The organism is Canicola haemoglobinophilus (assembly GCF_002015075.1).
Lineage (GTDB): Bacteria > Pseudomonadota > Gammaproteobacteria > Enterobacterales > Pasteurellaceae > Canicola > Canicola haemoglobinophilus.
Genome location: NZ_MUXZ01000051.1, coordinates 1 through 23,701 on the forward strand (window position 1 = coordinate 1; position 23,701 = coordinate 23,701).

The 23,701-nt window shown below is 35.7% G+C and carries 20 protein-coding genes; 8 read left to right on the forward strand and 12 right to left on the reverse strand.

Annotated features, from left to right (window positions below; translation table 11 throughout):
- Positions 1–107 precede the first annotated feature (107 nt).
- The 3 genes from ftsN to mazG all read right to left on the reverse strand — a co-directional run bounded on the left by ftsN (position 108) and on the right by mazG (position 3,961).
- The gene (gene ftsN / locus B0186_RS10550) at positions 108–881 is read right to left on the reverse strand and encodes a cell division protein FtsN (RefSeq protein ID WP_172459660.1); all 774 of its coding nucleotides are present in this window, start codon (positions 879–881) and stop codon (positions 108–110) included.
- A 73-nt stretch (positions 882–954) separates the two neighbouring features.
- Positions 955–3,147 (reverse strand): primosomal protein N', encoded by a 2,193-nt coding sequence (gene priA / locus B0186_RS10555; RefSeq protein WP_078219330.1) that lies wholly within the window; start codon positions 3,145–3,147, stop codon positions 955–957.
- Between the two features lie 4 nt (positions 3,148–3,151).
- Entirely contained in the window at positions 3,152–3,961 is an 810-nt protein-coding gene (gene mazG / locus B0186_RS10560; protein ID WP_078219331.1) for a nucleoside triphosphate pyrophosphohydrolase, read from the reverse strand.
- A gap of 170 nt (positions 3,962–4,131) precedes the next feature.
- Here mazG and uspA point away from each other — a divergent pair, with 170 nt between their 5' ends.
- The 5 genes from uspA to galU all read left to right on the forward strand — a co-directional run bounded on the left by uspA (position 4,132) and on the right by galU (position 10,082).
- Entirely contained in the window at positions 4,132–4,557 is a 426-nt protein-coding gene (uspA, locus tag B0186_RS10565) for a universal stress protein UspA (RefSeq protein ID WP_078219332.1), read from the forward strand.
- Positions 4,558–4,749: 192 nt separating this feature from the next.
- On the forward strand, positions 4,750–7,374 hold the full coding sequence (gene alaS, locus B0186_RS10570) for an alanine--tRNA ligase (protein ID WP_078219333.1): 2,625 nt from the start codon (positions 4,750–4,752) through the stop codon (positions 7,372–7,374).
- 165 nt (positions 7,375–7,539) lie between these two features.
- Positions 7,540–7,722, forward strand: coding sequence for a carbon storage regulator CsrA (csrA, locus tag B0186_RS10575; protein WP_078219334.1), 183 nt, complete (start codon positions 7,540–7,542; stop codon positions 7,720–7,722).
- 33 nt (positions 7,723–7,755) lie between these two features.
- Positions 7,756–9,120: a phosphohexomutase domain-containing protein gene (locus tag B0186_RS10580; RefSeq protein ID WP_078219335.1), complete on the forward strand. Its 1,365-nt coding sequence runs from the start codon at positions 7,756–7,758 to the stop codon at positions 9,118–9,120.
- 74 nt (positions 9,121–9,194) lie between these two features.
- Positions 9,195–10,082: a UTP--glucose-1-phosphate uridylyltransferase GalU gene (galU, locus tag B0186_RS10585; RefSeq protein ID WP_078219336.1), complete on the forward strand. Its 888-nt coding sequence runs from the start codon at positions 9,195–9,197 to the stop codon at positions 10,080–10,082.
- 55 nt (positions 10,083–10,137) lie between these two features.
- Here the strand turns inward: galU and B0186_RS10590 are convergent, their stop codons facing one another.
- The 7 genes from B0186_RS10590 to B0186_RS10620 form a co-directional block, all read right to left on the reverse strand.
- Positions 10,138–11,007 (reverse strand): Dam family site-specific DNA-(adenine-N6)-methyltransferase, encoded by an 870-nt coding sequence (locus tag B0186_RS10590; protein ID WP_078219337.1) that lies wholly within the window; start codon positions 11,005–11,007, stop codon positions 10,138–10,140.
- Between the two features lie 6 nt (positions 11,008–11,013).
- Positions 11,014–12,102: a 3-dehydroquinate synthase gene (gene aroB, locus B0186_RS10595; RefSeq protein ID WP_078219338.1), complete on the reverse strand. Its 1,089-nt coding sequence runs from the start codon at positions 12,100–12,102 to the stop codon at positions 11,014–11,016.
- Positions 12,103–12,123: 21 nt separating this feature from the next.
- Positions 12,124–12,651, reverse strand: coding sequence for a shikimate kinase AroK (aroK, locus tag B0186_RS12070; protein ID WP_078219341.1), 528 nt, complete (start codon positions 12,649–12,651; stop codon positions 12,124–12,126).
- Between the two features lie 182 nt (positions 12,652–12,833).
- Positions 12,834–13,967, reverse strand: a complete 1,134-nt coding sequence (pilQ, locus tag B0186_RS10605; RefSeq protein ID WP_115252365.1) for a type IV pilus secretin PilQ — start codon at positions 13,965–13,967, stop codon at positions 12,834–12,836.
- Positions 13,968–13,982: 15 nt separating this feature from the next.
- On the reverse strand, positions 13,983–14,480 hold the full coding sequence (locus B0186_RS10610) for a competence protein (protein ID WP_078219345.1): 498 nt from the start codon (positions 14,478–14,480) through the stop codon (positions 13,983–13,985).
- Positions 14,481–14,483: 3 nt separating this feature from the next.
- The gene (locus tag B0186_RS10615; protein ID WP_078219347.1) at positions 14,484–15,023 is read right to left on the reverse strand and encodes a fimbrial protein; all 540 of its coding nucleotides are present in this window, start codon (positions 15,021–15,023) and stop codon (positions 14,484–14,486) included.
- Positions 15,024–15,812 carry a type IV pilus biogenesis protein PilM gene (locus B0186_RS10620; RefSeq protein WP_078219349.1) on the reverse strand — a complete coding sequence of 263 codons (789 nt, stop codon included), beginning with the start codon at positions 15,810–15,812 and terminating at the stop codon, positions 15,024–15,026. It lies immediately after the preceding gene.
- A gap of 124 nt (positions 15,813–15,936) precedes the next feature.
- On the opposite strand from B0186_RS10620, the gene B0186_RS10625 reads away from it, so the two are divergent.
- The 3 genes from B0186_RS10625 (at position 15,937) to gorA (ending at position 20,833) form a co-directional block, all read left to right on the forward strand.
- On the forward strand, positions 15,937–18,474 hold the full coding sequence (locus B0186_RS10625) for a penicillin-binding protein 1A (RefSeq protein WP_078219351.1): 2,538 nt from the start codon (positions 15,937–15,939) through the stop codon (positions 18,472–18,474).
- A 60-nt stretch (positions 18,475–18,534) separates the two neighbouring features.
- Positions 18,535–19,380, forward strand: coding sequence for a 23S rRNA (adenine(2030)-N(6))-methyltransferase RlmJ (locus tag B0186_RS10630; protein ID WP_078219353.1), 846 nt, complete (start codon positions 18,535–18,537; stop codon positions 19,378–19,380).
- An 82-nt stretch (positions 19,381–19,462) separates the two neighbouring features.
- Entirely contained in the window at positions 19,463–20,833 is a 1,371-nt protein-coding gene (gene gorA / locus B0186_RS10635; protein ID WP_078219355.1) for a glutathione-disulfide reductase, read from the forward strand.
- Between the two features lie 390 nt (positions 20,834–21,223).
- Here gorA and B0186_RS10640 read toward each other — a convergent pair whose 3' ends face one another.
- Together B0186_RS10640 and B0186_RS10645 are read right to left on the reverse strand one after the other, a co-directional pair.
- Entirely contained in the window at positions 21,224–22,396 is a 1,173-nt protein-coding gene (locus B0186_RS10640; protein ID WP_078219357.1) for a restriction endonuclease, read from the reverse strand.
- 22 nt (positions 22,397–22,418) lie between these two features.
- Positions 22,419–23,684: a DNA cytosine methyltransferase gene (locus B0186_RS10645; protein WP_078219360.1), complete on the reverse strand. Its 1,266-nt coding sequence runs from the start codon at positions 23,682–23,684 to the stop codon at positions 22,419–22,421.
- Positions 23,685–23,701 lie beyond the last annotated feature (17 nt).

A 23,701-nucleotide genomic window follows, 5' to 3' on the forward strand; every position in this document is an offset into this window, starting at 1 on the left:
AATTATGGGAGAGGCTCAAAGGGATTCAAAGTATAAAAAAAGACCTCTTAAAAATTGCGACATTGTTCACAAATTTAAGAGGTCTTAATAAATGAGGTTAATATTGATTACATACCAATAATGACACAATTACCAATAGATTTTGCTTTATCTAATGCCGCTTTAGTGGCATTACGATCACCGACTGGACCAACAACAACCCTGTTCCAATCTTCGCTACTATTAACGCGAGCATTAAATCCAGCCATGGATAAACGTGCTTGCATATTTTCTGCTTGAGCTCGGTTCTTGAATGCACCACATTGCAAACCAAATTTCTTCTCGGATGAATTTGTACTTGGCTTATTTTGGGTTGTTTGTACGCTTTGAGTTGGCTTAGCCGTCACAACCTCAGCTTTTTTCTCTATTTTATTAACTTCTACTTTTGGTTTATCAGTCGTTACTGTTGATTTTGGTAGTTTGTCCTCTTTAGCTTTTTGTTCTTCTATTTTTTTACGTTCTTCAATTTGATTAATTCTTGCTTGTTCAGCTGCTTTCTGCTCTTTTTCCATTTCTAGCAAAATTTTCTTCTGTTCTTCACTTAAACGCATATCTTTTTCTAAAGATTTGGCATTATTATCAACGGGAACAGTTCTTGTTTCTAAAGCTTTGATATAGCTCCACACTTCTTCTGGTGGGGTTGGTAGAACACTTTTAGGCTTTTCGGGTTTAGCCGATACTTGTGTAGTTGTATTTTTAGTTTTTGTTTTTAAAAAATATAATCCAGCTGCAAAGCCTAAAATAATCAAAAGTACCAAAGAAATTAATAAGATTTTACTTTGTCCCTTTTTTTGTTTCTTCTTTTTAGAATTTGTATTTGCGATATAGTCTTTTGCCACAATAAAATCCTGAATAATGAGTAATCAATAAAAAAATAAGCGCAATTCTACTTAAAAAGCTAGCACTAATCCAGTGCTAGCTTAAATCTAACGGATCTACATCTAAAACTAACCGCACTTGCTTTAATTTAAGCCCGTTTTCTTGTTGGAAAGCATGTAAAAGCTGTTGCAGCTCTATTTTAGAAGGATGCTGTAATAAAAGTTGCCAACGATATTGCCCCGCTTTTTTACTGAAAGGTGCAGGGATTGGGCCTAAAATTTGTAGGTTTTTGTTTGTTGCATTACGAAAATATTCTGCAATTTGGCTTAAGGTTTCTTCTGCTTCTTGGGAATAGCGACTCTGTGCTTTAAATAAGGCTTGGGCACTGAATGGTGGCAATCCCATATTCTTGCGTAAATTTAAGGCTTGTTGTGCAAAATGAGGATAGCCTTGACTTAATAAACTCACTAATAACGGATGATCTGGGTAGTGTGTTTGCAACACAACTTCACCTTGTTTCTCCGCTCTACCTGCTCGCCCTGCAACTTGAATATAAAGCTGCGCTAAACGTTCTTCTGCACGAAAATCTGTTGAGAACAGTGCACTGTCCACATTTAATAGCGCAACTAAAGTGACATTAGGGAAGTGATGCCCTTTGGCGAGCATTTGCGTGCCAATTAGAATTTGGCTTTTGCCTGATTGGATCTCTTGTAGGTATTGTTCCAATTTTCCTTTGCGTGAGGTGCTATCTCTGTCAATTCGGGTAATCTTGTAGGTGGGTAAGCGCTGGCTTAGGGTTTCTTCTAGCTGTTCAGTGCCTATACCTGTCGTAATTAAATGCGTGGAGCCACAATTTCCGCATTGCATTGGTATCGGTTTTTGTGTGCCACAATGATGACAACGTAGCGCGCGTTGTTGTTGATGATAAGTATAAGGTCTTTCACAATGTTGACATTCTGCGATCCAACCACATTCGTGGCAAAGTAAAACAGGCGCAAAGCCACGGCGATTTAAGAACAATAAGACTTGATTGCCTTTTTCTAAATGGCTTTTCATCATGCCTAATAAGGTTTCAGATAACCCGTTGTGCACAATTTGTCGCTTTAAATCAATGACAGAATAACGAAGTGCGGTGCTATTTCCAGCTCTTTTTTGCAAAGTAATATGGCGATATTTACCTTGTTGCACATTATTGATACTTTCTAAACTTGGTGTTGCTGAGCCTAATACAATAGGAATATCAAGTTGTTTAGCATAAACTACCGCAAGATCTCTGGCATGATAACGCCAGCTATCTTGTTGTTTAAAAGAAAGATCATGTTCTTCATCAATAATGATCAAGCCAAGCTTTTTGAAGGGCGTAAATAAAGCGGATCTTGTGCCAATAATGACCGCACTTTCGCCATTTTTAGCGCGTTGCCACACATGTAAGCGCTGCGTGTCATTTAAGTTTGAATGTAGCACATCAATTTCAACATGAAACCTTGCTCGAAAACGTTGAACAGTTTGGGGGGTAAGTCCAATTTCTGGTACTAGCACTAAAACTTGTTTATCTTGCTTTAAAATTTCCTCAATAAATTGAAGGTAAATTTCTGTTTTTCCAGAGCCTGTTACGCCTTCTAATAACCAGCTAGTAAATCCCGATTGAAAGATCAATTGGCTGAGTGCCAACGTTTGTTCTTGGTTTAGTCTAAGGCGATCGCCTGCTTGTGCAATGGGTTGATGATTTAATTTTTGTTGCCAAGATAGACTTGGTTTTGAGATCTCTTGTTCAAGTACATATCCTTTGCTTTTTAATGCTGCCCAAATTTGGTTAGGGAAAGGATTGTTATTTTTTTCTGTGGCATGTTGTTGTAAGTAATTTAGTGCCTCAAGCTGTTTTTTGGCTCGCTTTAAGCTGTTATCTTTGAGAGCTTGTTGTCCTTGTTCCGTTAATTGAAAGAAAATTGTGGATTTTTCTACCGCACTTTCTCCTTGGCGTAGTTTAGTCGGTAAGCTACTGATTAAAACTTCGCCTAAGGGCGATTGATAATAACTAGCTGCCCAATGTAATAAGCGCCATAACTCAGGGGTAAAAATCGAACTGTCATCAATAACATTAATAATGCTTTTTAATTGTGAGGTCGCAATATCTGTTTGCTCGGGCAAGTCTGTCACAATACCGACCAACTTTTGTCTGCCAAAAGGCACTAATATGCGACAACCAATAGTGGCAGAAAGATCATCTGGAATGAGATAATCAAAACAACTGAATAAAGGAACGGCAAGAGCAACACGCACAAGTTTCATAATACTATTTTCCTTGTTGCGTTTGTGCTAGTTCATCTTTTTTCACTTCATCCCAAAAAATATCCATTTCAGCTAAAGATGAGTTTTCAAAGGTTTTATTCGCTTCTCGTAGTTTTTGTTCAACAGCTCGGAAACGACGTTCAAATTTTTGATTTGCTTTGCGTAGGCTTTCTTCTGGGTTACATTTTAGATGACGGCTTAAATTCACCACAGCAAAGAGAAGATCGCCAATTTCTTCTTCAATTTTGGCTTGATTAATATGATTGGCTTGATATTCCTGATTAACTTCTTCCAATTCTTCTTGCACCTTAGCGATAACAGGAGCGACTTGATCCCAATCAAAGCCAATTTTTGCACAGCGTTTTTGTAATTTTTCTGCTCTCATTAATGCTGGAAAAGCATGAGGAACATTATCTAAAATAGATTGATGACCTTTTTCAATATGCTCACTTTGTTTTACTTTGTTCCAATTTTGTAGCGCTTCTTCAGCATTATTCGCTTTCTGTTCGCCAAAAACATGTGGGTGGCGGCGCAGAATTTTTTCTATGACATTATGTACTACATCATCAAAAGTAAAATATTGATCTTCCGTAGCGAGTTGGCTAAAGAATACGACCTGTAAGAGTAAATCCCCTAATTCTTCTTTTAGGTCAGGCATATTATTTTGTTCTATTGCTTCAATGACCTCATAAGTTTCCTCTGTTAAACAACTAATCATCGAATGATAATCTTGTTTTAAATCCCAAGGGCAGCCACCATTAGGGTTACGCAATTGAGCGATGATACGAATAAAATCTTGAATATTGTAGGTCATAAATCAATCTCGTGGAGTAAATAATATTGGAAACAAGAATACCATAGCCTGATATGAACAAAAAAATGAAACTTTTTTTAAACTGTGATCTGGCGCAATTTTTTTTATTTTTTGCAATGTTAGTATAATTCCAACAATTAGTTAAACTTACTCAAAAGAAGGGGGCAATTATGTATAAACATGTATTAGTCGCAGTGGATCTTTCAGATGAAAGTGGATTTTTGCTTGAAAAAGCAGCAAAAATAGCGAAACAGCATGATGCAAAATTATCTATTATTCATGTTGATGTGAATTTTTCCGATCTTTATACGGGTTTAATCGATGTTAATATGTCTTCAATCCAAGATAGAATTTCAACGGAAACACATCAAGCCTTGATTGAGCTATCAGAACAATCTAGCTATCCAGTTTCTGAAAAATTGAGTGGTAGTGGTGATTTAGGTCAAGTTTTATCTGATGCTATTGAGCAATACCAAGTTGATCTATTAGTTACAGGTCATCATCAAGATTTCTGGAGTAAATTAATGTCCTCAACGCGTCAAGTGATGAATTCAATTAAAGTGGATATGTTAGTAGTACCACTTAGAGAAGAATAAGGATAACAAATATTAATGATGGGCAACGTCAGTTGCCCTTTTTTATTGGTGCTAAAATATAGTTTTGAGATACTCTTTGTTATAACTTAAAAGAATATAGAAATCAGCTAAAAAGTTTTTTTATAAATGTAAAAAATGTGCAACAATAAGCAAGTTTTTTCCCAGATTAACAAGATACAACAAGGTTTTTTAATGAAAACAACAGCAGAAATTAGACAGGCTTTTTTGGATTTTTTCCACAGCAAAGGGCATCAAGTTGTAGATAGTAGTTCTTTGGTACCAGAAAATGATCCAACTTTACTTTTTACTAATGCAGGTATGAATCAATTTAAGGATGTTTTTCTTGGTTTAGATAAACGTTCTTATTCAAGAGCAACCACAGCGCAGCGCTGTGTGCGTGCTGGTGGTAAACATAATGATTTAGAAAATGTTGGTTATACCGCTCGTCATCATACTTTCTTTGAAATGCTTGGAAATTTTAGTTTTGGCGATTATTTCAAACAAGATGCAATTAAATTTGGTTGGGAGTTTTTAACTTCACCACAGTGGCTTGGTTTACCAAAAGAAAAATTATATGTCACCGTGTATGAAACTGATGATGAAGCTTATGATATTTGGCATAAGGAAGTTGGTGTGCCAGAAAATCATATTATCCGCATAGGCGATAATAAAGGGGCTCCTTATGCTTCTGATAACTTCTGGGCAATGGGGGACACTGGTCCTTGCGGTCCTTGTACAGAGATTTTTTATGATCATGGTGATCATATTTGGGGCGGTTTACCAGGCCGCGCAGAAGAAGATGGCGACCGTTATATTGAAGTTTGGAATATCGTATTCATGCAATTCAACCGCCTTGCTGATGGCACAATGGAAAAATTACCAAAACCATCGGTTGACACTGGTATGGGATTAGAGCGCATTAGTGCAGTAATGCAGCATGTCAATTCAAACTATGACATTGATATTTTCCAAAAATTAATTGCGAAGGTTGCTGAACTTACAGGCGAAAAAGATTTAACAAATAAATCATTACGCGTGATTGCTGACCATATTCGCTCTTGTGCTTATTTGATTGCAGATGGTGTTATTCCTTCTAATGAAGGTCGTGGCTATGTTCTACGTCGTATCATCCGCCGTGCAGTTCGTCATGGTCATTTATTAGGTGCTAAAGGTGCTTTTTTCTATAAATTAGTGCCAACATTAATTGATGTAATGGCGGCAGCTGGTAAGGATGTTAAAGAGAAACAGGCTAATGTTGAAAAATTATTACGTTTAGAAGAAGAGCAATTTGCTCGTACTTTAGAGCGTGGTTTAGCTTTATTAGATGATGCGTTAGCGAATGTAAAAGATGGCGTGTTATCTGGCGAAGTTGCCTTCAAATTATATGATACTTATGGTTTCCCATTAGATCTTACTGCGGATGTTTGTCGTGAACGTGATATTCGCATTGATGAAGAAGGCTTCGATCGTGAAATGGAAGCACAACGTTTACGTGCGCAATCTGCAAGTCAATTTGGCGTAGATTACAATAATGTCATTCGTGTAGATGGAACTACTACTTTTGAAGGTTATACCGAAGCAGAATCTTTAGCAAAAGTGACCGCACTTTTCTATGAGGGTAAATCTGTTGAGAGCATTAGTGCTGGGCAAAGTGCGGTTGTTATTTTGGAAAATACACCATTTTATGCGGAGTCTGGTGGCCAAATCGGTGACAGCGGTCGTTTAAGTGCTGCGAACATGTTGTTTGATGTAAAAGATACACAAAAATATGGGCAAGTTTTTGGACATATTGGTGAATTAATTCAAGGAACATTAAGCGTTGGCCAAACTATTAATGCGGTTGTTGATGTAGAGCGCCGTACACAAACTTCATTAAATCACAGTGCAACTCATTTATTGCATGCTGCTTTACGTCAAGTTCTGGGAACTCATGTGGCGCAAAAAGGTTCACTGGTATCAGACACAGCGCTACGTTTTGACTTTGTTCAGCCTGAAGCAATTAGCCAAGCGCAATTATTTGAAGTTGAGCGTATTGTCAACCAACATATTCGTGCGAATCACCCTGTTGTTACTGAAGTTATGCCGATTGATGAAGCAAAAGCGAAGGGCGCAATGGCGTTATTTGGCGAGAAATATGGTGATGTTGTTCGTGTTGTGACTATGAGTGAGTTTTCTGTGGAGCTTTGCGGTGGTATTCACGTGAAACGTACTGGCGAAATTGGGTTATTCAAGATTATTTCTGAATCTGCTATTGCTGCTGGCGTTCGTCGTGTTGAAGCTGTAACTGGTAATGCTGCAATTCATTGGTTGCAACAACAGCAAGAACTATTGATGCAAAGTGCGGATTTATTGAAATCTGATACAAATTCATTAGTAGAAAAAATTCAGCAATTGCAAGACAAAGCGAAGAAAGCGGAGAAAGAACTACAAGCATTAAAAGAAAAATCTGCAATGCAAGCTGGGTCTGATCTTGCTAAAAGTGCGGTAAAAATTAATGGTATTTCTGTTATTGTTCAGCAACTTGAGGGGATGGATGCAAAATCCTTACGAGTTGTGGTTGATGATTTGAAAAACCAATTAGGATCCGCTGTAATTGCTTTTGTAACTAAGAGTGAAGATAAAGTTAATTTAATTGTCGGCGTCACTGCTGATTTAACTGCTAAAGTTAAAGCTGGCGAGTTGGTTAACTTAATGGCACAACAAGTTGGAGGTAAAGGCGGTGGTCGTCCTGATATGGCAATGGCAGGTGGATCACAACCAGAAAATATCTCTAATGCGTTAACGATTTGTAACGAATGGTTACAGAACAATTTGTAAAATAAAATTTTTGTGTTATAGCTCACATTTTTGAATATTATTCATCTATTTGTGAGAATAAATAACGTAGAATGTGAGCTAGATAACACTTTATTATTTAAACTAAAAATAAGGATTTTAAGAAAGATAGGGATGTTATAAATTCAAATGAAATGAGAGAGTTGTATGCTAATATTAACCAGAAAAGTGGGCGAGAGCTTACTCATTGGCGATGATATTTCTATCACGATATTAAATATACGTGGCAATCAAGTAAAAATTGGTGTTGATGCACCGAAAGATGTTTCTGTTCATAGAGAGGAAATTTACCAGCGCATTAAAGATGCACAGGATGAACAGCCGTCTTAATGGCTTTTGTAATTGGTAAGATATGGAGAAATTATGAGTAAATTGACTTGTTTCAAAGCGTACGATATTCGTGGTCGTTTAGGCGATGAATTAAATGTGGATATTGTATATCGTATTGGTCGTGCTTTCGGACAATTTTTAAAGCCCAAAACGATTGTTGTCGGTGGAGATGTTCGTTTAACCAGTAAAGAATTAAAAAGTGCGGTAACTAATGGACTTTTAGATTCAGGGGTGAATGTCATTGATTTGGGCGAAGTTGGCACAGAAGAAGTCTATTTTGCTACTTCATTCTTAAAAGCTGATGGTGGTATTGAAGTAACTGCAAGTCATAATCCTATGGATTACAATGGATTAAAACTTGTACGTGAAGGCTCCCGCCCTATTAGCGCTGATACAGGTTTAGCTGATATTCAACGTCTTGCGGAAGAAAATAATTTTGCTCCAGTAACACAACGAGGAGAATATAAACAGCTTTCAGTATTAGGCGACTATGTTGAACATCTCTTATCTTATATCAATTTAGAAAATCTAAAACCAATGAAATTGGTAATTAATTCAGGTAATGGTGCTGCTGGTCATGTTATTGATGCGATTGAAGCTCAATTCCGTGCAAAACGTGTACCTGTTGAATTTGTAAAAGTCCATAATAATCCAGATGGTACTTTCCCAAATGGAATTCCTAACCCAATCCTACATGAAAATCGTCAAGATACTATTGATGCTGTGCTTGAGCATAAAGCTGATATGGGTATTGCTTTCGATGGTGATTTTGACCGTTGTTTCTTGTTTGATGAAAATGGTGGTTTTATTGAAGGTTACTATATCGTTGGTCTATTAGGACAAGCATTCTTACAGAAAAATAAAGGTGCTAAGATCATTTATGATCCACGTTTAATTTGGAACACGATTAAATTAGTGGAAGAAAATGGCGGTGAAGCTGTGATGTCTAAATCTGGACATTCTTTCATTAAGGAAAAAATGCGTGCCGTTGATGCTATTTATGGCGGCGAAATGAGTGCTCATCACTATTTCCGCGATTTCTTCTATTGTGATAGTGGAATGATTCCTTGGCTGCTTGTTATGGAATTAGTGTCTAGCACAGGTAAGTCATTAGGCGAATTAGTTGGTAATAGCCTTGAAACTTATCCATCTCCAGGTGAAATTAATAGTAAACTAGTGGATGCGAAATCTGCTATTGCTCGTGTTCGTGCTGCTTATGAAAAAGACTCTATCAGCGTGGATGAAACTGATGGTATCAGTATTGAATATCCAAATTGGCGTTTCAATTTACGTAGTTCAAATACAGAACCTGTTGTTCGCTTAAATTTAGAAACGCGTGGTGATAAGCAATTAATGACAGAAAAAACAGAAGAAATTCTATCTTTATTACGCCAATAATTGACTCAAAAAAGAAACCGCACTTTGTGAACGCAAAGTGCTGTTGTTTATTATCCTAATTTAAGGACGTTAAAATGAAAGTAATCATTCCTGTTGCTGGTTTAGGAACCCGTATGCTACCAGCAACTAAAGCTATTCCAAAAGAAATGTTAACGTTGGTTGATAAGCCATTAATTCAGTATGTGGTAAATGAATGTGTCAATGCGGGGATCAAAGAGATTGTATTAGTCACTCATTCTTCTAAGAACGCCATAGAAAATCATTTTGATACTTCTTTTGAATTAGAAACAATGTTGGAAAAACGGGTTAAACGTCAATTATTAGAAGAAGTGCGGTCTATTTGTCCGAAGGATGTGACTATTATGCATGTTCGTCAAGGTAATGCTAAAGGATTGGGGCATGCTGTACTTTGTGGACGTCCGCTTGTTGGTAATGAAGCTTTTGCTGTTGTTTTACCTGATGTATTGCTCGCAGAGTTTAGTGCTAATCAAAAAACAGAAAATCTGGCAGCCATGCTTAAGCGTTTTAAAGAAACAGGAAATAGCCAGATAATGGTTTCGCCTGTCGCTGATAAAGATATTAGCAGTTATGGTATTGTTGATTGTGATGGCATTATTTTAAATGGCGGAGAGAGTACTCAGATTAAAAATATTGTAGAGAAACCTACAATTGAAGAGGCTCCTTCTAATTTAGCTGTCGTTGGACGTTATGTTTTCTCTGATACAATTTGGGATTTATTAGAAAAAGCACCTATTGGTATTGGTGATGAAATTCAACTGACAGATGCTATTGATATGTTAATTGACAAGGAAATTGTTGAAGCATTTCATATGACAGGAAAGACCTTTGATTGCGGAGATAAAATTGGATATATGCAAGCTTTTGTTGAATATAGCATCCAACATCCTCAATTAGGCGAAAAATTTAAAGGTTATTTAAAAGAACTTGTGAAAGAACTATAAAAGTAAAAAGTGTTCTTTACTAAATTTTAATCTGCTCCTCAATAGAAAAAGTATTCTATTGAGGAGCAGATTTTTTATGGCTAAATACTGCGATGAGTTCGTTTACTTTAATTCTTTTATGGGATGATTGGCTGATTGAACGTTGGACTTTTAAGCGTTTAATTTTTGCACCTTTGTAAATTTCCCTAGTAAATTTAGTGTCGTGATTAGATATTAGCACTGGGATTTTATGCTCAAGCGCAGTATCTTTTGCCAGTTGAGCTAAATTTTGCTGGTGAGATAAAGAAAATTCATTGCCTGCATAGCTAGTAAAATTTGAGTTTTGCTTGAGTGGTGCATAAGGCGGATCGCAATAAATCACTGCATTATCATTGAGCATCGAAAAGGCTTGTTGAAAATCAGCACAAATAAAGACCGCTCTTTGTGCTTTTTGTGCAAAATAACGTAATTCAGCTTCTGGGAAATAATGTGTTTTATAGCTACCAAAAGGAACATTAAATTCTCCCTTAGCATTGTATCTACATAATCCATTGAAACCATATCTGTTCAAATATAGAAACAAAACAGCACGTTCAAAAATATTCTTGGATAAATTAAATTCTGTTCTACGGCTATAATAATAATCAGCTGTATTAGCTTGAGGATGAAAAAAGATTGGCTTACACGCATCAATATAATGCTGAACATCTTGCTTTACGATATTGAATAAATGGATGAGATCTGGATTGATATCTATTAGAACATAGCGCTCAAAATCTGTATTTAAGAATACGGAACCAGCTCCTACGAATGGTTCAATCAAACAAGTTTTATCTTTAGGTAAAAGTTTATTGATTTCTTCCGTTAAACGAAACTTACCACCTGCCCATTTTAGAAATGGGCGATATTTCACTGGATTAGATGAAGCGGAGATGTCTTTAGACATGAAAATTTAACTATTTTGTGTACAGGTACGAATTGCATCAAGTACATATTCTTTGTCTGTATCAGTTGCAACATAAGCCTGACCAAGTGATTTTAGTAAGACAAGGCGCAACTTACCAGCAAGCACTTTTTTATCTCGCATCATGTGCGGCAAATAATCTTCAGCGTTCATTGTATCTGGTGAAATTGTAGGTAAATTAGCTTGCGCCAACAGTTTTTCTAACCTAGCAACATCATTAAAAGATAAGTCGCCTAATTTTTCAGAAAGTACGGCGGCCATCATCATGCCAGCAGCGACTGCTTCACCATGCAACCATTTACCGTATCCGAGATGAGTTTCGATAGCATGGCCAAAAGTATGCCCTAAATTTAGTAATGCGCGGTCACCTTGTTCAGTTTCATCACGTGCTACAACATCTGCTTTTATTTGGCAACAACGAGCGATGCATTGCTGTAAATAAGCTTGTTCTAAAGTTACCAAATGATTGATATTTTGCTCTAGCCATACAAAAAATTCATGATCTAAGATCGCACCATATTTAATAACTTCAGCTAAACCCGCATTAACTTCTCTCTTTGGTAAGCTGTTTAGCGTTAGTGTATCAATAATGACCGTGCAAGGTTGATAAAATGCACCAATCATATTTTTACCTAATTTGTGGTTTACGGCTGTTTTACCCCCAACAGAAGAGTCAACTTGAGCAAGTAATGTGGTTGGAATTTGGATAAAACGTACACCACGCTGATAACTTGCAGCAGCATATCCAGCCACATCACCTATTACACCACCACCTAATGCAATGAGCGTCGTATCTCGCCCATGATTAGCTTGCAAAAGTGCGGTAAAAATTAAGTCTAAAGATTCTAATGTTTTATATTGCTCACCATCGGGAAGTTGTACGCTTTCAACTAAACAGCCAATTTTTTCTAAAGTTTCTGTCACAGAAGATAAATAATGTTGTGCAATTGTAGGATTAGTCACGATCATCACTTTATCGCCTTTTTTAAGGGGATAAACCTGTGTGTCAGACAATAAACCTTCTCCAATATAGATAGGATAACTACGTTCTTTTAAATCTACATTTACGCACAGCATTTTTATACCTCAAGATGCAATTTAGCTGTTAAGATTATCAATTAAATCAACAATTTGACTTACCATTACTTTAGCGCTTTGATCGTCAGTTGGTAAAATAATATCAGCAACTTCTTCATATAAAGGATTACGAACTTTCGCTAAATCTTCTAATACTTGGCGAGGATCTTCCACATTTTGTAGCAAAGGACGTTTTTTATCACGTTGTGTACGTTGATATTGTTTCTCAACGGTAGTTTCTAAATAAATAACGATCCCACGGGCTGACAAATAATTACGACTATCTTTTGATACAATTGCACCACCTCCAGTAGAAAGTACAATACCTTGCTTTTGAGTTAATTCATTAATGATGCGCTCTTCACGTTTACGAAAGCCATCTTCACCTTCAACATCAAAAATCCAACTAATATCTGCGCCTGCACGTTGTTCAATTTCAGCATCTGTATCAATAAACTCCATGCCTAACATTTGTGCTAACTGACGACCTATTGTACTTTTGCCTGCCCCCATAGGACCCACTAAAAAAATATTACGTTTTTCTGCCATTTGTAATTCTTCTTCAAAATAAAATTAAAAAATTGATCTTATAAAAAAACAAACGACCTAAAATAAAGAGGTCGTAAAAGATCACCCAAAAATAATTGAGATTATCTCAATAAATGCCCCCTTTTTTCAACCTAAAAGGGGCATTTATTTTGTCATTTCGTTAAGTGCGGTTCATTTTAATACTATTTTAATGGCTTTATAACATCATGATTTTGACCAGCACGAATAATTCTCGGTGTAACAAAAATCACTAACTCACGTTTTTGATGTCTTTCACTTTCACGGCTAAAGAGCCTTTTCAAAACAGGAATATCTCCTAGCAAGGGAACTTTATCAACGCCTTTCGTGATTGTATCGTGAAACACACCACCTAATACGATAGTTTCACCATCTTGAGCGAAAACTTGAGTATTAATCTCTTGTTTATCAATGGATACCATTTCATTCTGTCCATAGGTAATTCGACTTCCAGGGGAATTCTGGCTTACCACTAAATCTAATAAGATACTATTTCCTTTTGAAATATGTGGCGTTACTTCCAATCCCAAAACTGCCTCTCTAAACTCTACTGATTGCTCATCAAATTTTTTACCTGTAATCACATAAGGAATTTCAGTTCCCTGTTTAATGCTGGCACTTTTCTTGTTTGTGGTAAGTAAACGTGGGCTAGCAATAATTTCTACATTATTTTCTCTCTCAAGTGCGGTTAGTTCTAGGTCTAAAAGTCGATCGTTAATTTTGGCAATTTGTAAGGCAATCGAACCTGCAGGCATGGATGCAGTTGCAAAATTGACGTTAAGTTGTTCAGCTAAATTCTGAAAACCATTTGCCGCTAAACTTCCAGAGATGTGATGGGCTGTATTTGTAGGCTCAAAAATTCCCCAACGAACACCTAATTCTTTTAAATTTTCATCCGAAATTGTCACAATTCTTGCTTCGATAGCGATTTGCTCAATGGGTTGATCCATTTCTTTAATTAATTTTTTTAAAGCTTCGATTGATTTAGGCTCATCTTGAATTAAAAGCAAGTTACTTCGTTCATCAAAACTGATTGTCCCGTTTGGCGACAGTAATGAGCCTTGCCCTGAGGTTAAAGACTTCATCACATCAGCGGCTTTGGCGTAGTGTAATTTGATTGATGCCGTGATTAAATTTGATTTTTTTGTAGAGCTAGGAAAAGTTTCCTCTTCTATCACTGGCATATCTATATCCTCTGTGATTTCCCTTTGCCCTTTGTCAAAAGGATCTCGAGCAGATAATTCGGTATTTATTGCTGTAAAGAATAAGAAGAAATATAAAATATTTTTAGCTAGCATAGGCGTTCCCAATAATTAAAGTTGTAAAGATATATCAGCGTCAATGGAAAAATCCTCACTTTCACTTTGAGTAATTTGCAAAGAAATTACACTAAGCGGAACTTGCGGTAAAAGAGCGGTTAAAAATTGCGATAAATCGGCAAAATATCCTTTAACTTGGAAAGTCAAAATAGGTTGATTTCCTATTTGCCAATGCGATTGTTCAAAAAATAATTTCCCATTATTCAATTGTTGTAACTTCTGATTGATTTGAGAAAGAGGATCACTAAAAGCAATATTATTTTGTTGATAACGTTGATTTAAGCTCATCAATATTTGTTTTTGATGTGAAAGTTGGCTGTTTTTTTCATCCATTTCAATTTGTAATTGAGATACTAATTCCTGTTGTTGAAAATAGCTTAATAAAGGATAGAAAGCGCTAGTGAAGCCAATTAAGAAGAACACTAATGCTTGCTTTAATGAGGATAATTTTACCCATTTCACAAATATATTCTCAGAATGATGTAAAGACATAATTTATTCCTTTAACTTATTTAAACTCAATTCAAGCGCAAAAATAACCGCTCTTTTTTTATCAATCTGCTGTTCTTTAAAGGTAAGTAGTTTTACATTGGAAAATAATTTTTGCTGTTTTAAGAATTGTTGCAATTGTTCAAATTCATGATGTTGCTCGGTTTCTCCTTGTAGAATTAGCTTGTCAAAATCTAAGGAGAGATCCTTTAGTTCTCCATGTCGTAAGGGAAGTTGAGAAACTACGGTTAATATGGATAAAAATTGTTCCGTTGGTATTTTCTTTAAGGTTTGTAATTCCGCACTATAATTTTTTTGTAATGCACTTGTTTGTTGCTTTACTTCTACAAGTTGATGATCAATTTGTTGTATTTGTTCTCTTTTGTGAGCTATTTCGCTTTCAATTTGTTGAGTCAAAAATAGTATAAAAGCAATGCTGCCTATGCAAAACGTTAGGCTAAGAATGGCTTTATAGATAAAGGATTTTATTTGTTGTTGATAGATTTCTTGTCGCCAAGGTAACAAATTAATCGCAAGATGACGCATTTATTGCTCCTTTACTTCTGTTCCTTGGTTATCACACTCTCCCCAAAGTGCATTTCCCAAAGCGATAAAAGGTAGTTCGGTTTTAATGATATTCCATTCATTATTTGTATATTGTGTGTTATTGCCTTCACAATAACAGTAAACCTGTTGCGGTTGGCAATTAAATCGGTGGCAGAATTGTTGATAAAGTGCGGTAAGATTTTTATCTGTTTTTTGTAAAATGAGCGTTTGTTGTCCATTTTCCTGTATTGCGATACTGCCGTTACTATCTTGATATAAATATAATGTTTCCATTTTTTCCTGTTTATTGTGGAAATAGCGGAATGCTCGTAGAAGGCTGTTCGTTAAACAATCTAAGATCGTAATTTTGAGAGGGGAAAATTGGGTAACATAGTCTTTAGCCATTTGCTGTTTAACAACATAAATGCTTAGCTTAGAGCCTTGTGCAGACTCACTATATTGATAGTCATACCAAATGTCATCAAACTCTGTTGGTAATTCATTTTCGATAATTAAATGACATTGTTGTTGACACTCTTGCTCATTTAGTTTTTGTGTTAATGCGATTGTTTTGCTCCATACATATTGATTGGGTAAACAGGTAATCCATTTATGCATACCACTTTTTGATGATTGCTGTGGTAAGTCTGATTGGTTAAAAGGAATATTGGTATTTTTAATGGTAAAGTGCGGTTGTTTTTGCTCATCGAACCAAAGAAATTGCCATTTTTCACCTTGGCGGTAAGTGCCTATTTGTAAGGTCGTTTTTACTTTTCGGCGTAATCCCATTTTGTACTCTCTTTAATAAAATTTACATTTTAAAACTTAGCTTTATTGGCCAAATCCTTTATACTTATGGCACTGATTATCGAGAGATTTTTTTCAAAAACATTAAATAAGAGAGAATTTTACGATGAGGATCGCAAAATTAATATTTAGTACCTTACTAACCTTAATTATTTTAGGTTGTGTTGTCGTAGGTATTTTTTATATTCAGATCAAAAAAGATCTACCTGGTGTCGATGGCTTAAAAACCGTTGAGTTACAGCAACCAATGCAAATTTATACTGCGGATGGAAAATTAATTGGTGAAGTGGGGGAGCAACGCCGTATTCCCGTTAAATTGAAAGATATTCCGCCAAAATTAATTGAGGCAGTATTAGCCACAGAAGATAGTCGTTTTTATGAGCATCATGGGATTGACCCTATTGGTATTGCTCGTGCAGTAAGTGTGGCAATTAGTAAAGGCGGTGCATCTCAAGGCGCAAGTACGATCACTCAACAATTGGCACGTAACTTTTTCTTAACGCCCGAAAAAAATCTGATGCGTAAAATTAAAGAGGTGATTTTAGCCATTGAAATTGAGAATACCTTAACAAAAGATGAGATTTTAGAGCTTTATTTAAACAAAATTTATTTGGGATATAGAGCTTATGGGGTTGCGGCTGCGGCAAAAACTTATTTTGGCAAAGAGTTATCTCAATTAACCTTGTCTGAAATGGCGGTTATTGCGGGCTTACCTAAAGCGCCTTCAACGATGAACCCAATTAGTTCATTAAAACGAGCACAAGATAGGCGCAATGTGGTTTTAGGGCGTATGCTTGAAATGAATTATATTTCAAAAGATGAATATGATTTGACCATAAAAGAGCCAATTGTTGCTTCTTATCATGGTGCTCAACTAGAGTTTCGCGCAGATTATGTGAGTGAAATGGTACGTCAAGAAATGGTAAAACGTTTTGGCGAGGAACAGGCTTATACCAAAGGTTACAAAGTATTCACAACTATTTTATCTAAAGATCAAGAACAAGCGCAAAAAGCGTTGCGTGATAACCTGATTGCTTATGATATGCGCCATGGTTATCGTGGAGCAACGCTGTTATGGAAGAAAAATGAAAAAGCTTGGGAAAATGATGTGATTATTGACCATCTAAAATCTTTACCAAACTCTCATCCATTTATTCCAGCAGCTGTTTTATCTGTAAGTAAAACGGGGGCTAACTTGTTGTTAGCAAATGGCGACAAGATTGCTTTATCGCATAATGCAATGCGCTGGGCGGGTAAAAAGACACCTAAAGCGGGCGATCAAATTTGGATAAGACAGCGTAATAATGAATGGGTGTTAGGGCAAATACCAGAAGTTAATTCGGCTTTAGTGTCTCTTAACAGTGATAATGGTGCTATTGAAGCCTTGGTTGGTGGTTTTAGCTTTGAGCAAAGTAAATTTAATCGAGCGACACAATCTTTGGTGCAAGTGGGTTCATCGATTAAGCCTTTCATTTATGCGGCGGCATTGGAGAAAGGGCTCACTTTATCTAGCGTTTTACTGGATTCAGAAATTGTTATTCAAAAGCCCGGACAGAAGCCTTGGACGCCAAAAAACTCGCCAAATCGTTATGATGGACCAACTCGCTTGCGTGTAGGTCTGGGCTTATCAAAAAATATGATTGCTATTCGTGCTATCCAAATGGCTGGTGTAGATTTTAGTGCGGAGTTTTTACAACGCTTTGGTTTTAAACCAGAGAATATTTTTGCGAGTGAGGCATTGGCTTTAGGGGCAGCATCTTTTACCCCATTAGAAATGGCAAGAGCCTATGCAGTATTTGATAATGGCGGGTTTTTAGTTGATCCATATTTAATTGAAAAAATTCAAGATAATGCAGGTAATGACTTGTTTATCGCTAACCCGAAAATCGCTTGTATTACTTGCCATAATATTCCCGTCATTTATGGTGAAACGGAGAAATTAGACGGTTTTAAAGAAAATACATCTATTTCAGATAATGCGAATGCCTTAGATATAGGGCTTGAAGAGGAATCTGAAATAGCTGATGTGCCAGAGCTAAATGCTAATAACCAAAAATTAGATGAAAGTGCGGTCGATTTTATGGCGGAGGCAAAAACTGAAAACTCAACGGAGCAATATGCACCTCGAGTGATCAGTGGTGAGTTGGCTTTCCTTATTCGTAGTGCCTTAACCAGCGCAGTATTTGGTGAGCAAGGACTGGATTGGAGAGGCACTAGTTGGCGTATGGCGAGTCAATTTAAACGTCGAGATATTGGAGGGAAAACAGGGACCACCAACAACTCTAAAGTCGCTTGGTATGCTGGATTTGGTGCGAATTTAACTACAGCAGTATATGTTGGGTTTGATGATAATAAACGAAATTTAGGTCGTGGAGAAACAGGGGCAGCAACAGCTATGCCAGCATGGATTTCTTATATGAAATTTAGTTTAAATGACATTCCCGAAAGAAAGCTAGCTTTGCCACCTAATATCTTGGAAAAAAGTATTGATGTGAGATCTGGCTTATTAGCAACTGAAGGAGGAAGATCAGAATACTTTATTAAAGGTACAGAGCCTAAAAGAGCATTTGTTCCACAAGACCGTGGTTTCTATCTTCCAAACGAAACAGATAAACCAAATTCTGAACAAGAAGAAATTTTCTAAAACCAACCGCACTTGTTAAAAGTGCGGTCTATTTTTTCGTTATTTTATAAGGTTAAGTTTATGCTAAGTTATCGCCATAGTTTTCATGCAGGTAATCATGCAGATGTTTTGAAACATATTGTACAAATGCTGATTATTGAAAACTTACAACTCAAAGAAAAAGGCTTTTATTATTTAGATACACATTCAGGTGTAGGGCGCTACCGCCTATTTAGCGAGGAAGCTGAAAAAACAGCGGAATACCAAGAAGGAATTGCTCGACTTTGGGATAAGGAAGATCTACCAGAAGAAGTTCAACGCTACGTTTCTTTGGTAAAAAAATTGAATTATGGTGGTAAAGAATTACGTTATTACGCTGGCTCGCCTTTCATTGCTGCACAACTTTTGCGCCCACAAGATCGTGCATTATTAACAGAGCTTCACCCAGCTGACTATCCTTTATTGCGCAATACATTTAAAGAGTTTACGAATATTAGCACTAAGCGAGATAACGGTTTTCAGCAATTAAAAGCGACATTGCCACCGAAAGAGCGCCGTGGTTTAGTGCTAATTGATCCGCCTTATGAACTAAAAGAAGATTATGATCTTGTGGTTAAGGCAATTGAAGAAGGTTATAAGCGTTTTGCTACGGGAATTTATGCCATTTGGTATCCTGTTGTTTTGCGCCAACAAACCAAGCGAATTATTAAAGGTTTGGAAAATACGGGGATTCGTAAAATTTTGCAAATTGAACTTGCTGTACGCCCAGACTCAGAACAACGAGGGATGACTGCGAGTGGGATGATTGTAATTAATCCGCCTTGGACATTAGAAGAACAAATGAAAAAAATCTTGCCTTATTTGACCCGCACTTTAGTGCCTGAGGGAACGGGCAGTTGGTCTGTAAAATGGATCACACCTGAATAAAAATGATAGGTTAAATTTATTTAGCCACATTTTTTATACATGAAAAATTAACAGAATAGACAAATTTAAACAGGAGATAAAAATGACAAAACATTATGATTATATTGCTATCGGTGGTGGTAGTGGCGGTATTGCGTCAATTAATCGAGCAGCAAGTTATGGAAAAAAATGTGCAATTATTGAAGCAAAACATTTAGGTGGAACTTGTGTAAATGTTGGTTGTGTGCCGAAAAAAGTCATGTTTTATGGTGCGCAAGTGGCTGAGGCTATTACAAAATATGCACCTGATTACGGCTTTGATGTCACTTTAAATAATTTTAATTTCGCAAAATTAGTAGAAAATCGCCAAGCGTATATTGGTCGTATTCATACTTCATACAATAATGTGCTAGCAAGAAATAACGTTGATGTATTGAATGGCTTTGCTAAATTTGTTGATGCTAAAACTATTGAAGTAAGTTATGCAGATGGCAAAAAAGAGCAGGTTAGCGCTGATCATATTTTAATTGCGACTGGTGGTCGCCCAAGTCGTCCAACTATTCCAGGTGCAGAATATGGCATCGATTCTGACGGTGTATTTGCTTTAACGGAGTTACCGAAACGCATTGCTGTCGTTGGAGCCGGCTATATTGCGGTTGAACTTGCTGGTGTAGTGAATAGTTTAGGTGCAGAAACCCATTTATTCGTTCGTCAACAAACCCCAATTCGCAGCTTTGATCCGTTGATCATTGATACGCTTGTTGAGGTAATGGAACAAGACGGTATTCAATTGCACAAACAGGCTATTCCACAAGAAATTGTCAAAAATGCAGATAATTCATTAACGATTAAATTAGAAGATGGTAGAACGCAAAATGTGGATTGCTTAATTTGGGCAATTGGGCGTGAGCCAGCTACTGATGTTATTAATCTAGCCTCAACAGGTGTTGTAACTAACGAACGTGGGTTTATTAAGGTAGATAAATATCAAAATACAAATGTTGAAGGCATTTATGCTGTTGGTGATATTATCGAGGGGGGAATTGAGCTAACTCCAGTGGCTGTTGCAGCAGGGCGTCGTTTATCTGAGCGTTTATTTAATAACAAGCCAAATGAACATTTAGATTACAACTTAGTTCCAACGGTCGTATTTAGTCACCCAACCATAGGAACTGTCGGCTTGACTGAGCCTAAAGCAATTGAACAATACGGTGCAGAAAATGTGAAAGTTTATACTTCTTCTTTTACCCCAATGTATAGTGCGGTAACCTCACATCGCCAACCTTGCCGCATAAAACTTATTTGTGTCGGTAAGGAAGAAAAAATCGTTGGTTTACATGGTATTGGCTTTGGTGTTGATGAAATGATCCAAGGTTTTGCCGTTGCAATTAAAATGGGCGCAACTAAAGCAGATTTCGATAACACAGTAGCAATCCACCCAACAGGTTCAGAAGAATTTGTAACTATGCGCTAATCGCTTTATTGAGAAAGTGCGGTATAAATTAGATTAATAAAGGAAAAGATTGTTTTCAGTAAGAAAACAATCTTTTTTGTTTGAATTTCAAAACTTGTCTAATGATGTTAGCTTTGAAAAGGAAAGGCTGTTTCCTGATGAAAACAGCCTTTTGCTATAAGTGTTATTCCCACTCGATATGTCCATTGATATTATTTTGTATAAATGGCATAAAATCAATGTTTTTGTTATCAGCTTTAGCCTTATTATCCGTTTTATTTCTGTTTATCCGTTTTTTTGCAAGCATATTGCAAGCACAAGCATATTAACTTTTATAAAACTTACTTTTTATGTTTTAATACATAAATATTTTGTATATAACTTAACTCTAATAAATCAGCTATCTTATGATTATAAATAATCAATTGTGTTCATAAAATTAAGTATTAATTCTGTAGTATTTATATGATTTTCATTTAATATTTCGACAATATCTCTACCAGAAATAATAATTACAGGATGACCATCTTCCAACAATTCTTTATACGCTTGTTCAGAAACATACGATGTCGTAACAAAAATGCCAAAATCTCGATATTTTAATCTAGATACTAGTCTGGATAATAATTTTACACCATTAGAATTGTCTCTTTGATAACACTTTGCTTCCAATGCACATCGTAACTTTATAGAATTATTTTTATGTCCTAATTTATATTCACCTATAGCATCTATCCCTCCATCTCTCACCGCCCTTGTAATATTGAAATTCAAAAAATGATTATCCATTAATCCAACTAACTTAGCCGCAAAAAACTCGAATTTATAAGGCTCATTTTTATAGTATTGATATATGATCTCTAATCTTTTTAACTCTTCATCTGTTGACGGAAGTTGTTCAATCTTTGTTCTATATTCTTTTGTTTTCGGTGCTCTTAAAATAATATCTTCTGTTAATCCTTCCTTAACATACTTAATCCAAGCTTTAGGAGCATATTCCTTATTTAAATAATCTCCATCTACTAAACAATTAAGCCATTCTTTACTTATAGATTTGGTGTTTAAAATTGTAAAATGAGCTTCATAATTTATAAATCGCTCTCCATTAGAAGTCCTCCAAATAGCTTTGAGAGAATTATCTCTGCCAAGATGATAGTCTTCTGGAACAGCTAAACCTAAAAATTTAACACTTCTATTACTAGTTATAGTAGGTTTTTTCATAAAGATAAAAATTGGTGGAATTTTGTTACGATCTTTTTCATTAAATATATTCTCTAATATTAAATTACCCTTTTTAGAATCAACCTTATATCCAGGACTTTTATTATCACCATAATATTTAAATTTACCCATTTCCTGTTCTAATGTGTCCGGCCAATCTATATCTTCATTGGATGTATATAAAACTATATAAGCTTTATCTTTTGAGTTTAATACATTTTTAAATCTAAAACCTCCAGAATTTTGTACATTCATTAACTTAGTTAATACCTCATCTGATATATTACCGTTATTCCCACCTTCATAAACTTCATCTATAACTAAATCTACTCCTGATTTACATATTTCTTCAAATAAAACCATCTATTCTCCCTTAACATTATATTTAATAATCGAACTCATCCATATTATCCTTTTTTAAAAATTCCAACATTGCTGATGCTATTTTAAGAGATAATATAGGAGGAACTGCATTACCTATTTGCTTAAATGCGGCTGTTCGTGAATGTTCAAAATAAAAATCATCTGGAAATCCTTGTATTCTTGCTGCTTCTCGCACTGTAATAGAACGATTTTGTCTTAAATCTGGATGGATATAATAATGTCCATCCTTTGATATATGGGCGACAATCGTATGACTTATGGAATCATAATCTAATGCTTTATATCTGTCTAAAAAAGAAGTTATATTAGAATGTGTTTGAAGATCTATTGGTATATCAGTATATTTTAAATTACACCCTTTTTTTCTAGCTTTTAATACTAACTTATATATCTTCAAGTCATTCTCATTATGAGGTCTTGCAATATGCTGAGTCAAAATATCTTCTTTGTTACGAATATATTTTTCAACAAAACTACTTGAACATTCACAACGATATTTATTAGCATCTTTTCCTGCTTTTATACTTGGTAGATCGTTAAATAACTCTTTTAATTTCGGAGCATTCTCTACATACTCATACAAGTAGTCAAAGAAAGACTTTTTTAACACCAAATCTTTTCTATAACCTACAAGGATTAGCCTCTCCCTCTTTTGCGACACCCCAAAATCACTAGCATCCACTATTTTATAGTTGACCACATATCCAAGTTCATTAAACTCTCCAATTATTTTAGGTAGCAATAAGTCACCAGATAAATCCTTAAATGAGAGCAATCCTTTAACATTCTCAAATACAAAGAATTTAGGATTATATCTATCTAAAAAATCTAAATAATGTTTATATAAGTAAATTCTTTTATCTGTTGACTTCTTAGCCTTATTGTTTGCTCTACCAATAGTAGAATACGCCTGACAAGGTGGTCCGCCTATGATTCCATCTAATTCTTTATCCCCCAATCGTTCGTCTATATATTCAAATATTGAGGGTATAGTGTCTTTGCTGATTTCTTCATTTAAAATATTCTTAGTCACATCACTCGGTACTAAGGAGCATAAATCATCTCTTGAAATATCGCCTTGTAAATACTCAAAATAAGGAGAGAGGTTATTTTCATTTTTTAAATAATAGTATACATTTCTTAACTCTAGTGAAGAGCAGGCATCTTTGTCCATCTCAACATGACAAATAAAATCATAATAATCCTTATATCTAAAGCCTTCGGTTAATCCGCCAGCTCCTGAAAATAAATCCAGAATATTTAACATAACCGCACCTCCCTTCA

Excerpts from the sequence above, each read along its gene's own strand:
- priA (WP_078219330.1), bottom strand. The coding sequence starts at position 3,147 with ATGAAACTTGTGCGTGTTGCTCTTGCCGTTCCTTTATTCAGTTGTTTT.
- mazG (WP_078219331.1), bottom strand. The coding sequence starts at position 3,961 with ATGACCTACAATATTCAAGATTTTATTCGTATCATCGCTCAATTGCGT.
- uspA (WP_078219332.1), top strand. The coding sequence starts at position 4,132 with ATGTATAAACATGTATTAGTCGCAGTGGATCTTTCAGATGAAAGTGGA.
- alaS (WP_078219333.1), top strand. The coding sequence starts at position 4,750 with ATGAAAACAACAGCAGAAATTAGACAGGCTTTTTTGGATTTTTTCCAC.
- csrA (WP_078219334.1), top strand. The coding sequence starts at position 7,540 with ATGCTAATATTAACCAGAAAAGTGGGCGAGAGCTTACTCATTGGCGAT.
- B0186_RS10580 (WP_078219335.1), top strand. The coding sequence starts at position 7,756 with ATGAGTAAATTGACTTGTTTCAAAGCGTACGATATTCGTGGTCGTTTA.
- galU (WP_078219336.1), top strand. The coding sequence starts at position 9,195 with ATGAAAGTAATCATTCCTGTTGCTGGTTTAGGAACCCGTATGCTACCA.
- B0186_RS10590 (WP_078219337.1), bottom strand. The coding sequence starts at position 11,007 with ATGTCTAAAGACATCTCCGCTTCATCTAATCCAGTGAAATATCGCCCA.
- aroB (WP_078219338.1), bottom strand. The coding sequence starts at position 12,102 with ATGCTGTGCGTAAATGTAGATTTAAAAGAACGTAGTTATCCTATCTAT.
- aroK (WP_078219341.1), bottom strand. The coding sequence starts at position 12,651 with ATGGCAGAAAAACGTAATATTTTTTTAGTGGGTCCTATGGGGGCAGGC.
- pilQ (WP_115252365.1), bottom strand. The coding sequence starts at position 13,967 with ATGCTAGCTAAAAATATTTTATATTTCTTCTTATTCTTTACAGCAATA.
- B0186_RS10610 (WP_078219345.1), bottom strand. The coding sequence starts at position 14,480 with ATGTCTTTACATCATTCTGAGAATATATTTGTGAAATGGGTAAAATTA.
- B0186_RS10615 (WP_078219347.1), bottom strand. The coding sequence starts at position 15,023 with ATGCGTCATCTTGCGATTAATTTGTTACCTTGGCGACAAGAAATCTAT.
- B0186_RS10620 (WP_078219349.1), bottom strand. The coding sequence starts at position 15,812 with ATGGGATTACGCCGAAAAGTAAAAACGACCTTACAAATAGGCACTTAC.
- B0186_RS10625 (WP_078219351.1), top strand. The coding sequence starts at position 15,937 with ATGAGGATCGCAAAATTAATATTTAGTACCTTACTAACCTTAATTATT.
- B0186_RS10630 (WP_078219353.1), top strand. The coding sequence starts at position 18,535 with ATGCTAAGTTATCGCCATAGTTTTCATGCAGGTAATCATGCAGATGTT.
- gorA (WP_078219355.1), top strand. The coding sequence starts at position 19,463 with ATGACAAAACATTATGATTATATTGCTATCGGTGGTGGTAGTGGCGGT.
- B0186_RS10640 (WP_078219357.1), bottom strand. The coding sequence starts at position 22,396 with ATGGTTTTATTTGAAGAAATATGTAAATCAGGAGTAGATTTAGTTATA.
- B0186_RS10645 (WP_078219360.1), bottom strand. The coding sequence starts at position 23,684 with ATGTTAAATATTCTGGATTTATTTTCAGGAGCTGGCGGATTAACCGAA.